We start from the raw sequence: 15,390 nt of genomic DNA on the forward strand, positions 1-15,390 counted from the left end.
GTTGGTGTTATGGCAAGACCCCGATGCACACGTTCCTGGACAGTGTGCCCTTGGCGAAGGAAAAAATCCTAGCGGCGTAAACCCGGTGAGGACTCGCTGTCTGTCCGATGAAGTCTTGACTTATACAGATTAGCACAACATTGATACGCCCTCAGCCGTGGAGTAGGATGAGCCCGATTTCCCATCCTTACGATTCGGAGCTACGCAGTGCCAACTAAGCGGGTGAGTCAATTTGTGCTCCTGGCCATCCTTGGGGGATCCTGCCTTATAGGTTCCCAATTTTTGATGCGTCCGGCAGCGGAAAAGGAAGCGCTCATCGCCGATATCATCAAAAACTGGCAGGAGGCACATCCGGCGGCCCAGCGTTTCGTGATCTTGCCTGACTTCAACAACAAGGCGGTCCTCGATAAGGATACAAACCTCATCTGGGAGCTCTCCCCCCTGCCAACATCCGTGACGTGGAACGAAGCCCGCGCTGCATGCGTAACCCGAGCGACCGGCGGTCAAAAAGGCTGGCGCCTACCGGCGCCCTCTGAAATGCGTAGCCTCGTGGGGCCGGCAGTGGACTCCCCGATCCCCAATATCCCCCCAGGGCATCCATTTTTAAACATCCAGCCGACATCCTATTGGACGGTAGTGCCGGAAGACAATCAGCCCTCCTATGCACGGTATGTGGATGCATTCCTCGGTAACGTGCTTAGTTTCATTAAGATCTACACCTATCCGGTCTGGTGCGTTCGCGGGCCAATCAAGTCAGACGAGCATTGAGCTGAGCAGTCACTGTGCTGGAGTAACGTGACGCCCTTACGAGTTTCTTCAACGGGTAATTGATTGCGTCATCTCATCCACCTCATTCTCCCGCGCAGCACAGTTTCCGAAACCTTCTTCTATTGTGACTTCATTGAAGTCGACGATCCGCACCCCCAAGGATACGAATCCATTACTGATACACGCGTTGGCGCATCGAAAGAAGAATCATCAGACGGCTGTGCAATGCCGTGAGATCCTCAAGGATCTCAATTTTGGTATCACGAAGAAGGACTCCGAAAGCGAGGGCACCCTGACCACCCACGGCAACAGGCCATCCAGTGGCTAGCTGTTCAAGTTCCTTGAGTTGTTGGAGCATGGCCGCCTCAGACTTTGATTCAGTGAAAGAGAGAAGTACGAGATCGGGTCTGATTTTCTCGCAGAAGGCCATGAGATCCGATATGGGCAGGTTAGGGCCAAGATAATAAACCTGGCAACCTCTGGTGGCTGCGGTATACGCGACGGCTTGGGCCCCGATTTCATGCGTTTCCCCTTCCGGACAAGCGATCAAGACACGCGGACCGAATTCATTCACCGGAAGCTGATTCATCACAGAAAATAACTTCTGCTGGATGAGCTTCGTCACGTAATGTTCGATGGCTGTTCCAAGACGGCCTTCGTGCCACTGTTCTCCGATTCGTCGTTGTAGTGGGAGTAAAATCCGCTGTACAGCCTCTTCGAATGGAATCACTGCCACTGCGCCGTTAAGTTTCCGCTCAAACCCCGCCTTATCGATCGGGTCAAGCAATCCCATCAAATCATCTAATAGATGCTCATGCGGCTTCTGCTCCTCTGCGATAAATGCAGTTGCTACACGCATACGTGAGAGTAGAGAATCACGTCCCTCTGTTGCGAGACCCCCGATTGTTGCGCCTTGTTCCATCTGGGCTTTCACAAAGCGGAGGAGCGCGACATCCTCATCACTGTATTCTCGATAACGATTTGAACTTCGTGAGGGTTTGACAAGGCCATAACGCCGCTCCCATACACGAATTACGTCCTTCGACAGGCCAGTTAACTTCGCAACTCTATGAATTCTATGTTTATTCATAAACATCCATACATTTTATTGGAATGTCCAATGTTTGTCAAATATGACTCATGAACACTATTGACGCATTGAACATGTTACATTATACATTGAACACACACGACACAAACATTGAACATAAGACTGGGTGGCATCATGAAAGGGAGGTTCAGGCAATACTTGAGCGCGTCAGGCAATGCCTTGCTTCTCGGTGCCGCGCTCATGGTCGGAACGATCACCGTAGTATTCGGCGGGGAGCACGCCCTTCCAGAACCGCGTTCTCTGTGAGCTGCCACTCCCAAACCTACCCTTATGAGGAGCTGAAAAAGTCCTCACACTATGGCGCCCTGGGGGCCGATCCTGGCTGCAAGGATTGCCACGTCCCCCAGGGTTTAGAAAATTTCCATCTGGCCCTACGGACACACATCTATGACGGAACCATGGCGGTGCTCGCGGAGATTAAATATGATTACTCAACGATCAAGAAGTTTAAGGAGCGCCGGCCAATCATGGCCCACCACGCCCGCATGTCCCTGAAAAACTGGGACAGCATCACTTGCCGGGAGTGCCACAAGAATACTAAGCCACCAGGCGCATCAGCCAAGGCCGCGCACAAGAAGATGGAAACCGAAGGCGCTACCTGCATCGATTGCCATCAGAATCTAGTCCATAAGAAAGTCCCGGAGAGCGATCTCAATGCAAGTTTAGCCCAGGGAATCATGGTGTTGAAGGAAGCTCAGCAAGGGTCAGAAGATGAAAGAAGGACTAATGCAACCCCCGTCACAGGTCCTACTCCACCATCAACAGGTCGTTGTTCAATTGATAATAAAACACTACCAGATGTCCAATGTGTGGAGGTAGTAATAGGAGGTCGCGCATGAGGAGCAGGATGATCGGGCAATGCATCCTGGTATTGGTATCAGGCCTGACTCTCTCAGAAGGGGTCGCCTCTTCTGGTGAGCTCATGCCACTAGATCCAGTTCCAGACGCCTACGCCAAGAAAATAATGCCAGGCGGCTGGTGGATAGATCCAAAGGTCATTAAAGAGGGAAGAGACATTTATTTTGGTGATGCCCACCCACTTGTCGCGTGTCACTCTTGCCATGGTCAGGATGGACGACCAGTAAACAGTGGAGGGGGGCTCCGCGACCAGAACAATGTCAGCCGTTTCTCAGACAGCTACTGGTACTGGCGAGTGGCGGAAGGAATTCCAAAAACGCCAATGACGCCCTGGAAATCGCTCCTCACGGAAGACCAGATATGGAAAGTGATCGCGTTCATACATACCTTCTCGCATAAGGGCAAACCCTCGCAGCACAAAGATTATAAGGTAGAGGCACGATCGAAGAAGATCACGGTCAAAGATTTGGCCCCGATGATGCTCGTGCCGGCAGGAGAGTTTACCATGGGGAGCAACGAAGGTAATGACGATGAAAAGCCGGTGCACCAAATCAATCTCAATGCCTATTATATAGATAAGTACGAAGTGACGGTCAGGCAATATGAGGAGTTCCTAGAAGCCAACAGTTTTGACCCTCCGCCGTCGTGGACAACCATGGCCCATCCTTCCTATGAGAACCGCCCAGTTGTCAATGTCGATTGGAAGGATGCGAACAACTATTGCAAGTGGGCCGGCAAGCGGCTGCCGACGGAAGCTGAATGGGAGAAGGCGGCACGAGGGACAGACCAGCGCATCTATCCCTGGGGCAATGATGCGCCTAGTCCGCAGCGAGCCAACTATGGGAAGACGACGTGGAATAACCATGCTGCGTTGGTGCCGGTGGGACAATTAGAAGACGGGAAAAGCCCCTATGGGATTTACGACCTGGCGGGGAATGTCTGGGAATGGGTCAGCGACTGGTATGACCCCGATTATTACACCACCAGCCCCGTTCGAAATCCGGCTGGTCCGGAAACCGGCAAGTATAAAGTCTTGCGGGGAGGCTCGTGGGATCTCGCTCCGGAGAACCTCCGATCTGCGCATCGGGACTTTAACGTATCGTCGACCGCAGACTACGACTCGCCTGCATATCGGAACTTCAACAGTGGATTCCGGTGTGCAAAGAGTCCGTAGGACTTTGTTCCCCAAGCATGCTAGTGTTGCCGAGGCACCACATGAAACCAAGATGCTCCTAGACAGCAGAACGGTCCCATAAAAGGAGGACTATCAATGACACGACATAACACCCGACTCGCTCTCGTGCTGACCGGAATTCTGGCCACGGTCCTCACCACAACCCTGGATCTGCAATCGGTATCCGCAGAAGGCGGGGCACGACGTGATGCCGTGCGTCAAGAACAAGTCGTCAAAGACGCCCTCAACCATGCGATGGAAGCGGTGGAACACAGCAAACAGGGTCATGCCGAGAAGTTGGTGACACATGCCGAGGCCTCGCTGCAGCTGGCCCTGCGAGGAGGTACAGACCGGCATTTGGCAGAAGCGATGACCAATCTGAAAGAGGCGATACAGCATGGCAAGGCTGGTCATGCTGACGCGGCTACGAAATATGCCGAGAGTGCCGTCACCCATCTCTCTCAAGTTAAGTAACGAATGTCCGCCGCTCGTGAAAAATGGTTTCTCCGAACGGGCAAAAAACAATCATCCGCCCAGTCACAGATCGTGCCGGCGTGAATGGGCAGATTTGCATGCATCTGCCATACAAGTATGCGAGCGACCGGTGAGCCTCAAGCGGTTACGTGCGAACCACGCATAGGCATTTACGACAAGTGGCTCGACTAAAGAAAGACGGCTGAGCCTCGCCAAAAATCCCAGGCCGACTGCCTCCCACATGGCTCGGAGCACATCGACGCCGGTGATGACAGTCCCATCAACCCAACGGGCATGAATGATTCTTCCAAGTTCAGTGGGGGATATGTGTATTGATGCTAGGTCATAGTCCGGTCGTGAGATCGCAAAATACCAGCTGCCGTCTCCTGTCCAATCGCCTCATGAGGGCGATTTCTCGGTCGCAAATGGGGTAGGCTCCATCGAAGAATACTGTAAGCGGGTATGGTGCCATCTGATCGACCTTCCCTCGTTATCAGCTGCACAGAGTTTGCTCTTGAATCTATCGAACCTGTGATCCATGGCAGCGAGGTTCTCCCAAACCATAGTAAATATTGACCCTGCGGTTGATCAACAGGTCACGTATGGCGAGTGCGTCATCTTCTTCCAGCGCGTTTGAATGTTCATTCAGCCCTCCTTGTCAGTTTCATGAGACCAAATCAATGCTCTTAGATTTGAACTTCCTTTCTCGCTAGGTCCACCCATTTTTCAACTATATGATTTTGATTGAATTTTCATAAATTAATTCATTAAATTACTATGCTCAATGTATGTCAAATCTTATTTTATAAAACACTTGACACATTGGACATTTTCCTTTATTGATTAGACATACTTTTGACATACATTGAACCTCGAAATAACGAGGGAGCATCATGGCAAGAGCAATAAACGAAAAAACAACTAATGTTCGGCTCACGAATCACAGGGCTTTTAAGCTGCCCGCTATTAATCCTCTTCCATTTAGGGAAAATGCTCAGGTGCAATTTCAGACTCACCGCACTTCCGCCTCTTCTACGGACACGCATCAATCGAAATGCATCAGATGCTGGGGACTTATGGTGAACGAGTACTACATGGATCTTCTGAACAGTATCGGCGAGTCGAAATTTCATGCGAAACGCTGTGTGCAATGTGGTGAGGTCGTCGACTTCGTCATTCTGCTCAATCGGCAGCTTGGGCAAAGCCAATGACGTTCAGCTTAGGAGGGAGCAGTTATCAAGTAATCATATGACGAAAGGTCAATAAAGATTGTGATGCCAACCAGGTGGTCCTGGTTCCCTAAACCAAGGAGGTCTCATATGCGGAGTCGAATCGTGCTTCAGGTCGGATTAGGCGCGGCATTGATGGTAGAGGTCTTCGCCCTCGCAATAGCGGCGGACACACAGAGCAGCGACAAGGACATGGTCCTCATCCCGAAGGGCGAGTTCACCATGGGGAGCAGCGAACATTCAGATGAAGCCCAGCACCAGGTCGTGCTTGATGCCTATCTGATCGACAAGTTCGAAGCCTCCAATGCACGTTACAAAGAGTTCATGAAGGTTGCCGGTCACCCGGCACCGGCCTATTGGGACGACCCGCGGCTCAACAAGTCCAACCATCCGGTTGTCGGTGTGAGCTGGACAGATGCGAGCGCATTCTGCAAGTGGGACGGCAAACGACTTCCAACGGAGGCAGAGTGGGAGCGAGCGGCCAAAGGCCCACAAGGCGAAAACCACTACCCATGGGGCCACATGCTCGATCCTAAGAAAGCCAACTATGGACAGCTTGTCGGCAAGACCACGTCGGTGGATTCGTACCCAGATGGGGTCAGCGGGTTCGGGGTCTACAACATGGCCGGCAACGTCTTCGAATGGGTCGAGGATTGGTATGAACTGAAGTACTATAAAGAAAGCCCGGCCCTGAATCCCCGAGGCGCAGAGAAGGGTTACAATTTCGCCAACCAAGGACCAGTGCGGGTACTACGCGGCGGTTCCTGGTTGGCACCGGAAAGCTCACTCCATACGAGCCACCGATTCTGGAATCAACCTGACAACAACAGCTACGGCGTCGGTCTCGGATTTCGTTGTGCGAAGTCAGTCCAGACGGTGTCCGACGAAGCCGTGCAAACAGGCCGCGACGCATTCATTCAGGCGCTGGTTGCAATGGGTGCCGAAAAGCATGCCGAGGCATTGACTGCCATCGAGAAGGCATTGGCCTCGGATCCGGGGAACCAGGAGTACCTTGCGACCCGTGACCTGATCAAGAAGAGCATGAAGAAGAAATAGTTGAATTCTGGGATGAGGGGGATATTACCCCATCTCCTAGCCCAAGTCATGATGAGAGGTCTGAAGTGAATAAGTCCGACACCACGGGGCCAAGTACATCGACAGCCACACCAGCAGCAACCCCCGGGACCTCTCTGATCCTCCTCACTGGCGCGAGCGGGTGCATCGGCCCGGAAAAACCCGTATGGATAGGGGGCACCGGAACCTATGTGGATCTGCTGACACTCGGAGAAAAACGAGTGATTCGAGGCGGGTCCTGGGTTGCACCAGAAGGCTCGGTCAGGTCGACACATCGATTCTGGAATCACCCTCTCAATAACAGCTACGGCGTGGGTCTGGGATTCCGCTGCGCGAAAACAGCTCCACCAGAAATCGATCAACGAATCAAAGAGGCTTCCATCTTGACCTACGTCGAAATGGGACGAAAGCGCTTTGCGGAGGCCCGGCATGCTCTTGCTCCAGGACTAGCCCTCGATCCCAAAAATACGGAACTCCTGGAGCTTCGACAATTGATTGAGCAGTCGATGCAGCGACCGTGAAGGAAGATTTCACGGGTTCCTGATTAAGGTTGGATTGTGAGGGAGGCACACCGATGATGCATCGCAAGATTCTCTATCAAGGGATTGTCTTCATCGCCCTACTCGGGGCCTCATCCCTCCACGCAAGTCCCATCGATCCACCTGGACACGCTTATCAGGACATGGACCAGCTGGTCCATGAGGCCAATCATGAAGTGGACCACGCATGGGAGGTCTACCATCGGGCTGCATTGGGGGGAACAGTGGCTTCACCTGCGCTGCAGGCGGAAATCGAGCAGCACCTGCATGAAGCCCGAACCCTCATAACCCAGGCGCAAGAAGCAGCTGATCGAGGGAACGAGCGACAGGTTGAGGACCTTGTCAAGCAAGTGCGACTCCATACCACCCAAGCCATTAAGGGTAGCAAGGAGCAGAAGAAATGATCACTGGTCTGTGGCGCAGATCAACTCAGTTCATGAGAATGACGATGGTGGTTGTCACGGCCCTTGCGCTCATGCAGTCGCTCACCGTGGAAGCGTTGCCGGAAACGAAAGAGCTTGACCCGGTGCCGATGGTCACGATTCCGGCCGGAGAATTTCTGATGGGCAATCCAGAAGGAAAAGGCCGGGATGATGAGAGGCCGCAGCGATCTGTCCACCTCGATGAGTTCGCGATCGATCAAGTCGAAGTGACGAATGAACGGTATATGGCCTTTGTGAAATCCATCGGTCATCGCACACCACCCAATCCTTATGGCGCCGGGCCCCTCCAATCCATTAAGGGCATTGAGCAACTACCGGTGGTCCAGACGACCTGGTACGACGCCAAGGCCTATTGTAGCTGGACTAAGAAACGGCTGCCGACGGAAGCAGAATGGGAGAAGGCTGCTCGCGGAACTGACGGCCGCCTCTACCCTTGGGGAAATGAACCGCCCACCGCGAAACGGGCGAACTTTGATCGAGAGTGGGAAGATGAGCATACCTTGCACGCTGTCGGATCGCTTCCTGATGGAGATTCACCCTACGAGGTGAAGGATATGGCCGGAAACGCCAGGGAGTGGGTCTCCGACTGGTACGACGCCGACTACTATCACCATGCGCCTGATCGCAATCCACAAGGTCCAGACAAGAAGGGAGTGGTTCGGTCGATTCGTGGCGGGTCCTGGCATAGTCCAGCGACCGATATCACCACATCGGCGCGTGGTCGTGGCGGGTTCGCCTTGCAGACTCATGGAACAGGGTTTCGCTGTGTCCGTGGTCTCGAGGCAGCGATCCGGAAGAAGTAACCCGTTGCAGTGAACGTGCGGGATAAGACGATGGCAACGACAAAAGTTCGGAGGCCGGTTTATTGGTTTTGTAGAGGGGACGCCGAAACTCCGCACGGCGTCGCCCGCTGAGGTAGACAGGTCTCCTCTTCATGAAGAGCCTGTCTCCTTGGCGAACAGTATACTCAACATGCGGGCAGGTGGTTCCAGACTCGGATGAGAAGGAGGAACGATATGGATATGAGTCTAGTCTTTTTGATCGCTGTTGGATTTCTGGCTTGCAGTATGGCAATGGGACTCTATCAGACCGCTGCCGTTGTCGTCAGACGTCGGCCTGTGAAAGGCAGGAGGACCAGTAAGAGCTAAAAGGTAACCGGCTTGTCTTTTTCACCATACGCTTGATGCAGAAAAGGCAGCCGATCGACATCACACCGCGGGCGGAACAGAAGCTCGTGATTGACCAGACCTGTCGATGGCTCTGCCGGGAGACATGTTTATGAACATCGTCGTAGCTGGAGGAACAGGGTTCATTGGTCAGGCGCTGTGCGCAGCGCTCGTACACGGTGGCCACAGAGTCAGTCTCCTTACAAGAGATGCAGGACAGGTTCTTCACCGACCTGACACACGTGTGAACTTGATGGAATGGAACGCACGAGACACGGGCCCCTGGGAGGAGCTCCTTGAAGGAGCTGATGCAGTCATTAACCTCGCCGGGGCACCGATAGCCGATGGACGCTGGACCGACGAGCGCAAGCGACTCCTTACCGAAAGCCGAGTCCTCACTACCCGCTTACTCGTCAGCGCGCTGTCCCGCCGGTCATCAAAACCCCGCGTGTTTATCAGCGCCTCCGGCATCGGCTATTACGGCGCCAGCGACGATCGCGTATTGGATGAAGGCGCGGCTCGCGGCAACGGCTTCCTCGCTGACCTTTGTCTTGCCTGGGAAGCGGAAGCGATGAGCGCCGCAGAGTTTGGAACCCGCGTGGTCATCTTGCGGACCGGCATGGTCCTGGAAGCAGACGGTGGCGCGTTGGGAAAAATGTTATTGCCGTTCAGGCTGTTCGCAGGGGGGCCGATCATGCCAGGAACCCAGTGGGTCTCCTGGATCCACCGCCGTGATCACATCGACTTGATCCAATGGGCCCTCACCACGACCACGGTTTGCGGGCCGATCAATGCCGTGGCCCCAGAGCCGGTGAGGATGAAAACATTCTGTGACATCCTCGGTCACGTGATGCACCGACCGTCGTGGCTCCCAGTTCCAGGCATTGCGTTGGATATCCTGCTGGGAGAGTTGGGGACATTGATGACAACCGGCCAACGAGTGATTCCAAAGAAAGCGATGACAGGAGGCTATACGTTTCGATATTCGACGCTCGAATCCGCGTTGCGAGCCGTGCTCAAGAAACCGATCGCCGCAGACCCTATGACATGATCGACGTCCGCGAATCATCGCGAAGTCTCGGCACCGTCTTTACTTGGATATGTAAATGTTCGGTGATCAATGGGAATTGAACAGGAGGTGCGCTATGAGAATCTCCAGATTCCATATGATGGCAGGGTTGTTGATGAGCCTTCTCGTTGTGGGATCGGCGCTAGCCGATCAACCAGCGAACCAGACTCCGTATGGGCATGGAGACGATACCAAGCTGCCGAAGGGTGTGATCGGTCTCGCTCTACAGATCGGAGCCGAGCGGGTTGGTGATCCGGCCATCCTGTATGTCGGCATGGTCCATCCGGAGGGACCAGCCCACAAGGCGGGACTCGGACATGGCGATGAGGTCGTTAGTGTTGATGGAACACCCGTGAAGGGAAAGCGTTATGAGGAAGTGGTCGGCATGATTCGAGGAGAAGCAGGAACCGCCGTGAAGGTTGGAGTCAAGGGTGAACACGGCCTCCGTGAGCTATCCATCACACGAGTGGCAGGTGACAAGCTTTCAAGAGGACCATCGGGATCACATGGTAACCCAGCGCCTTAGGACTTCATAAGGGGAACAAACCTGTGCGAGGACTGATTTGGTTCAGGCGCGATCTTCGATTGCATGACCAACCGGCTCTTACCGCGGCCTGTGCGGAATGCGACGAGATCATTCCGCTGTTTATATTCGATGAGCCGTTGCTGCAATCGCATGAGTTTGGATCAGCCTGTGTGAACTTCATGCTGGGATGCCTCGAAGATCTGAACGCTGTGTTGAGCGGACTGGGAGCACCGCTCCAATGGAGGCGGGGTGAACCGATCGAACAGGTCTTACAAGCAGCACGTGAATGGAAAACTGATGTGGTCTATTGGAATCGTGACTACGAGCCGGGAACCATCGAGCGGGACCGGCTGGTGCAACAGCGTTTGGCAAAGCTCGGAGTGGCGGTGCGGACGTTCAAAGACCATGTTGTGTTTGAAGCATCTGAGGTGCGGGGCGCAACAGGTGAACCATTGCAACGGTACAGCGCCTATCGCGCACGCTGGTGGACCACATGGCATGCCACAACCCCGGCAGTTCAGCCGATCCCAACCGCCCTTGCGAAAAAGAAAGCCGCACCGCTGCCACTCTCTCATCCTCTTCCCACCGCCGGTGAGCTGGGGTACAACCCCATCGTCTTGGCGTTTGAGCCTGGCGAGCAGAACGCCCTGAAGCGATTGCGCTGGTTCATGAAAGGGCCGCTTCATTCCTATGCGCAAGGTAGAAACCTGCCGGCCATCGATGGCAGTTCAACACTTTCCCCGCACTTCCGGTTCGGAACACTGTCACCGCGCATGGCCATTCACGCAGCGTTGAATGCACTGACTAAAGGCGGGCCAGTCTCCCGGATTGATGTCCTGACCTGGGTTGATGAGTTGATCTGGCGTGAGTTCTTCCAGCAAGTCCTCACATCCTTTCCACATGTCGCGAAGGGCCCGTTCAGAACAGTCATCGTCCCACCAGCTCGACCAGCTGGGAATAATCGGGATCGGCTGTTTCAAACGTGGTGTGAGGGAAAGACCGGCTATCCCATTGTGGATGCAGGCATGAGGCAACTCAACCAGACAGGATGGATGCATAACCGTGTTCGAATGATCGTCGCGTCATTCCTGATCAAAGATCTCCGGATAGACTGGCAGAGCGGCGAGCGGTATTTTATGCAGCATCTGATCGATGCTGACGTGGCGGCAAACAACGGCAATTGGCAGTGGTGTGCCTCAACTGGCACCGATAGTATGCCCGGCTATCGGATCTTTAACCCTGCGCTTCAGAGCAAGAAGTTCGACCCCGACGGAACCTACATTCGCCGGCATGTTCCTGAACTGGCCCGTGTATCGACGAAGAGGATTCATGAGTTGCATCTCATGACCGCAGATGAGCAAGAACGCGCTGGATGCCGAATCGGGACCGATTATCCTTCCCCGATTGTGGACCATCAACTCGCTCGTCAGGAATATCTCAACCTCGGGAAGCAGGAGGCAACGAGATGACAACCTCCCCCCTTCGCCTTGGCATCAGTCGATGCCTTCTCGGAGATGAGGTTCGCTTCGATGGAGGACACAAGCAGGACCATTTCCTAACCGATATACTGAGCCGCTACGTCGAATGGGTCCCGGTTTGCCCTGAGGTGGAAGCGGGATTGGGCACCCCGCGTGAGGCCATGCGCTTGGTGGGCAATCCGCATCACCCCCGGCTCATGACCATTACGAGCAAGCACGATCATACCCAGGCAATGAAGACGATGATCGCTGCGCGTCTTGATTCGCTCAAAAAACAGGACCTCTCAGGGTTTATCTTCAAGAGAGGCTCACCCAGTTGCGGGGTCGAACGGGTGCGTGTATATACCGTACAGGGGATGCCGAGCCATAACGGGGTCGGGATCTTTGCAAAAGCCTTCACAGAGCAGTTTCCGTTGATTCCCGTCGAGGAAGAAGGGCGGCTCTGCGACCCTGCGCTCAGAGAGAACTTCATCGAGCGAGTGTTCTGCTACCGCCGGTTCCAAGATCTGGTGCAGAACGGAGTCACCAAACAGGCTTTGATTCGCTTCCACACGATTCACAAATATCTGCTCCTAGCCCATAGCCAGCAGCACTACGAAACGATGGGGCGGCTAGTCGGCCAAACGAAACGATATCAACTCAAAGAATTGACGTTGAAGTACGGTGAGCAGTTCATGAAAGCCCTGACCATGAAGGCGACGGCGCGTAAGCATGTCAATGTGCTGCAGCATATTGTGGGCTACTTCAAGAGTCGATTGACCACTCATGAAAAGGCCGAGCTGTTGAGCGTGATCGCAGACTACCATAAGGGGCTTACGCCGTTGATCGTCCCTCTCACGCTGGTCAAGCATTACGTCCAGATCTTTGACGTCGGGTACATTCGCGATCAGGTCTATCTCAGCCCGCATCCGAAAGAGCTCATGTTGCGGAATCATGTGTAAAGATCTACGAGTCGATCGTGTGAGTGGGGTCAAGATGTGGCCCGGAATTCCGCTAAGGGGTTCCGAACCCAACTCTCCGTAGGAGGATTCATGAAGACGGAAACACGAGGCGTCATTTTGGTGGGTCATGGTGGCATTCCCAAGGGATGCCCACAAGAACTCATCACGAAACTGAAACGGCTGGAAGGTCAACGGCGGGCGGCGGAGCTTCCGCCTACGGCGGAAGAACGTGAGTTGGATGCCAAGATCCGCCAGTGGCCCAGAACGGCAGAAACGGACCCCTATCAAGCCGGTCTGGAAAGAGTCGCGGCGCGTCTGCGAGCTCGACTCGACGGCGCGCTCTTTGCCGTGGCCTACAATGAGTTTTGTGCACCCACGTTGGAGGAAGCCGTCGAGTCGTTGGTGAAGCAGGGGGCCACTCACATTACCGTGACGACGACGATGTTCACGCCAGGTGGGTCACATTCGGAAGTCGAAATTCCTGAAATTCTCGATCATTTGCGGCCCCGGTATCCTGGGGTCGCACTACGTTATGCCTGGCCCTTCGATCTTGAGTTGGTCGCCGACACGTTAGCCGAGCAGATCAGCCGCTTCTCTGCAGCGGCTCCTCACTCCACTCGATGAAAAGGTGTATCAGCAGTCAGCCGGGCGGTGTAGAATGCCGGCACATAGCCGATTCTGATAAAGGGAGGAGAACGCGTGACGGTTCGGGAACAACTGGCGCAAGCATTTCACGATACGCAGTCGTTTAAGTGGGATCGCGACAAGGGGTTCAAACTCGCATCCGGCGAGATCAGTCCCTTTTATGTCGATTGTCGCGCGCTCATGGCGCATCCGGAAGCGCGTCGTCTGGTCGCCCAACTGGCCTATGAGGCGCTCACTGACATTGAATTCGACTGTTTGGGCGGCCTCGAACTCGGCGCGATTCCGATTGCCATGACCATTTCCGATTTTGCCTGCGCCGCTTCGCGCCGGCGTCTCTGGCGGACGTTCGTCGTTCGCAAGCAGCCCAAAGACCATGGACTGGGAAAGTTGATCGAGGGGAGCGTTCGCCCCAATGATAGAGCCTTAATCGTGGACGACGTGCTGACGAGCGGTGGGTCCTTGCTGAAAGCGATGGGAGTTGCGCGGGAGGCCGGGCTTCGTGTGGATCATGCCTTAGTGATTGTGGACCGCCAGGAGCAGGATGGCAGAGCGCGTGTGGAAAAAGAAAAAGTTCGGCTTATCAGTCTCTTAACAATTCAGGACCTCATGAGCGCGATGAAGAAGCATGAACAGGCTGTTGAAAAGTTCTCCCGCTGAGTGTTCCGCGCATAGATTGCGTCTTGCCTATCACCTTTCATTTGCACTCAAACTGAATCCCCCACCGCCGCTCTTCTACGAGTTCTTGCGCTCCATCAAGCGGACTCACGACTCGAGTGCGCCCTTTGGCTTCTCCCTCGCGAACGATGCTGTAGGAACTACGGCCGCATTTTTCTTGCATGAGGTCAAGCGCCTCTCTGCGGAAAGAGGAAAGCATTGGCCCCTGTCCCTCTTTAAATGGATAGATGACAACTCCACCCGTGTCGTGTTGCTGAACCATTTTTGCGCCGTCCGCACAGCCTCCAACGGCTAGGCACGCCACTGCCAGGATGGTTATCAGCCAAGAAGTACTCATTACCTAGGGCTGGCCCCGATCACGGTAGGCAACGGGATATGACTCCCCGTGCTTCCCCCGAACAAACTCTTCCAGGAGGCATGTTCCGGCACCGATAGATCTTTTTCCCACAACGATCCCAAAATTCGGACGTCCGAGGACGACCCACCGTCCATGGCCATTGCTTGGCGCACAGCAGGAAGCGCATCTTTGAAACACTGCCCGATATCGTATAAGCGAACGGCTCCGAGACTCTTCAAGAGAAGGATGTGTCCGGCTTCCGTTTCAGCGACAATTGTCTGATAGGCATGTTTCCCACCCTCGCGGACACGGATCTTACCGGTCAGATCCAGCAACATCAATGCCTGTGCTGCCTCACGGTAGCGCGGTTGTTCTTCGTCGAAACGCTCTGCGGCCAGGTCAAAAATCCGCGCCTTCTTCAATCCCATGACATACGGTTCTGCGACAAACAATCCCTGCCATGAGGTGTGGCGCCGGCTTCCCAACGGACGTCCGTCCTTATAGAGAAGACCGAGATACGCAAAGTTTTCCCGGAACAACCCGGCATTGAATAGCACATGATGGCCCGTTCGTTTCTGCCACTCGTCGATCCTGGGTGGTTCTGAAAGCGCTTCTTGGGCGTAATGATGAACGGAGAATCGTATCCGCTCCGGATCCATATCGACCACCAGCATGGTCGGGACCGTTGGACACGCGTCGCCTGGCTTCCACACCGACACCATGAGGCCGTCGGAGAGGCGCTCCCACGAGATCTCCTGGGCTGGACACAGACCGGGCAGTAAAACGACGCTCAGGAAGAGGACGAGCACGGCATGTTTGGCTCCTTCATACCACCGAGGCTTCTTCATGACGGCCCCTACAGACATCCGGTCGAAACAAGTAG

The 15,390-nt window shown here is 54.5% G+C and carries 17 protein-coding genes; 14 read left to right on the forward strand and 3 right to left on the reverse strand.

Features of this window, described 5'->3' with window-relative positions:
• Nucleotides 1-285 precede the first annotated feature (285 nt).
• Nucleotides 286-768 (forward strand): Lcl C-terminal domain-containing protein, encoded by a 483-nt coding sequence (locus COMA2_RS04955; RefSeq protein ID WP_090895223.1) that lies wholly within the window; start codon nt 286-288, stop codon nt 766-768.
• Between the two features lie 172 nt (nt 769-940).
• Here the strand turns inward: COMA2_RS04955 and COMA2_RS04960 are convergent, their stop codons facing one another.
• Complete coding sequence (locus COMA2_RS04960) at nt 941-1,864, reverse strand: MerR family transcriptional regulator (RefSeq protein WP_090895225.1); 924 nt, start codon at nt 1,862-1,864, stop codon at nt 941-943.
• Nucleotides 1,865-1,932: 68 nt separating this feature from the next.
• Here COMA2_RS04960 and COMA2_RS04965 point away from each other — a divergent pair, with 68 nt between their 5' ends.
• From COMA2_RS04965 to smbP, 3 genes are all read left to right on the forward strand, one after another.
• Nucleotides 1,933-2,718: a NapC/NirT family cytochrome c gene (locus COMA2_RS04965; protein WP_245630892.1), complete on the forward strand. Its 786-nt coding sequence runs from the start codon at nt 1,933-1,935 to the stop codon at nt 2,716-2,718.
• Between the two features lie 83 nt (nt 2,719-2,801).
• Nucleotides 2,802-3,911 (forward strand): SUMF1/EgtB/PvdO family nonheme iron enzyme, encoded by a 1,110-nt coding sequence (locus tag COMA2_RS04970; RefSeq protein ID WP_175304404.1) that lies wholly within the window; start codon nt 2,802-2,804, stop codon nt 3,909-3,911.
• 96 nt (nt 3,912-4,007) lie between these two features.
• On the forward strand, nt 4,008-4,385 hold the full coding sequence (smbP, locus tag COMA2_RS04975) for a small metal-binding protein SmbP (RefSeq protein WP_090895230.1): 378 nt from the start codon (nt 4,008-4,010) through the stop codon (nt 4,383-4,385).
• A gap of 63 nt (nt 4,386-4,448) precedes the next feature.
• Here smbP and COMA2_RS21250 read toward each other — a convergent pair whose 3' ends face one another.
• The gene (locus tag COMA2_RS21250; protein WP_090895231.1) at nt 4,449-4,748 is read right to left on the reverse strand and encodes a thiol-disulfide oxidoreductase DCC family protein; all 300 of its coding nucleotides are present in this window, start codon (nt 4,746-4,748) and stop codon (nt 4,449-4,451) included.
• A 956-nt stretch (nt 4,749-5,704) separates the two neighbouring features.
• Between COMA2_RS21250 and COMA2_RS04990 the strand changes: the two genes are divergently transcribed.
• From COMA2_RS04990 to pyrE, 10 genes are all read left to right on the forward strand, one after another.
• Entirely contained in the window at nt 5,705-6,670 is a 966-nt protein-coding gene (locus tag COMA2_RS04990) for a formylglycine-generating enzyme family protein (RefSeq protein WP_090895233.1), read from the forward strand.
• 65 nt (nt 6,671-6,735) lie between these two features.
• Nucleotides 6,736-7,209, forward strand: coding sequence for a hypothetical protein (locus COMA2_RS04995; RefSeq protein WP_175304405.1), 474 nt, complete (start codon nt 6,736-6,738; stop codon nt 7,207-7,209).
• Nucleotides 7,210-7,262: 53 nt separating this feature from the next.
• A complete protein-coding gene (locus COMA2_RS05000) occupies nt 7,263-7,631 on the forward strand; it encodes a hypothetical protein (protein WP_090895235.1) in 369 nt (122 codons plus the stop codon).
• A gap of 44 nt (nt 7,632-7,675) precedes the next feature.
• Entirely contained in the window at nt 7,676-8,473 is a 798-nt protein-coding gene (locus tag COMA2_RS05005; RefSeq protein ID WP_090895381.1) for a formylglycine-generating enzyme family protein, read from the forward strand.
• Between the two features lie 475 nt (nt 8,474-8,948).
• The gene (locus tag COMA2_RS05010) at nt 8,949-9,887 is read left to right on the forward strand and encodes a TIGR01777 family oxidoreductase (RefSeq protein WP_217490630.1); all 939 of its coding nucleotides are present in this window, start codon (nt 8,949-8,951) and stop codon (nt 9,885-9,887) included.
• A 94-nt stretch (nt 9,888-9,981) separates the two neighbouring features.
• Entirely contained in the window at nt 9,982-10,431 is a 450-nt protein-coding gene (locus tag COMA2_RS05015) for a PDZ domain-containing protein (protein WP_175304406.1), read from the forward strand.
• A gap of 23 nt (nt 10,432-10,454) precedes the next feature.
• A complete protein-coding gene (locus COMA2_RS05020) occupies nt 10,455-11,900 on the forward strand; it encodes a cryptochrome/photolyase family protein (protein WP_090895238.1) in 1,446 nt (481 codons plus the stop codon).
• Nucleotides 11,897-12,850, forward strand: coding sequence for a YbgA family protein (locus tag COMA2_RS05025; RefSeq protein WP_090895239.1), 954 nt, complete (start codon nt 11,897-11,899; stop codon nt 12,848-12,850). Before COMA2_RS05020 ends, COMA2_RS05025 begins: the two co-directional genes overlap by 4 nt.
• A 90-nt stretch (nt 12,851-12,940) precedes the next feature.
• Nucleotides 12,941-13,474, forward strand: a complete 534-nt coding sequence (locus COMA2_RS05030; protein WP_090895241.1) for a sirohydrochlorin chelatase — start codon at nt 12,941-12,943, stop codon at nt 13,472-13,474.
• 75 nt (nt 13,475-13,549) lie between these two features.
• A complete protein-coding gene (pyrE, locus tag COMA2_RS05035; RefSeq protein WP_175304407.1) occupies nt 13,550-14,152 on the forward strand; it encodes an orotate phosphoribosyltransferase in 603 nt (200 codons plus the stop codon).
• Nucleotides 14,153-14,506: 354 nt separating this feature from the next.
• Here pyrE and COMA2_RS05045 read toward each other — a convergent pair whose 3' ends face one another.
• Entirely contained in the window at nt 14,507-15,355 is an 849-nt protein-coding gene (locus COMA2_RS05045; RefSeq protein ID WP_175304408.1) for a phosphodiester glycosidase family protein, read from the reverse strand.
• Between the last annotated feature and the right edge of the window lie 35 nt (nt 15,356-15,390).

Source organism: Candidatus Nitrospira nitrificans (assembly GCF_001458775.1).
Lineage (GTDB): Bacteria > Nitrospirota > Nitrospiria > Nitrospirales > Nitrospiraceae > Nitrospira_D > Nitrospira_D nitrificans.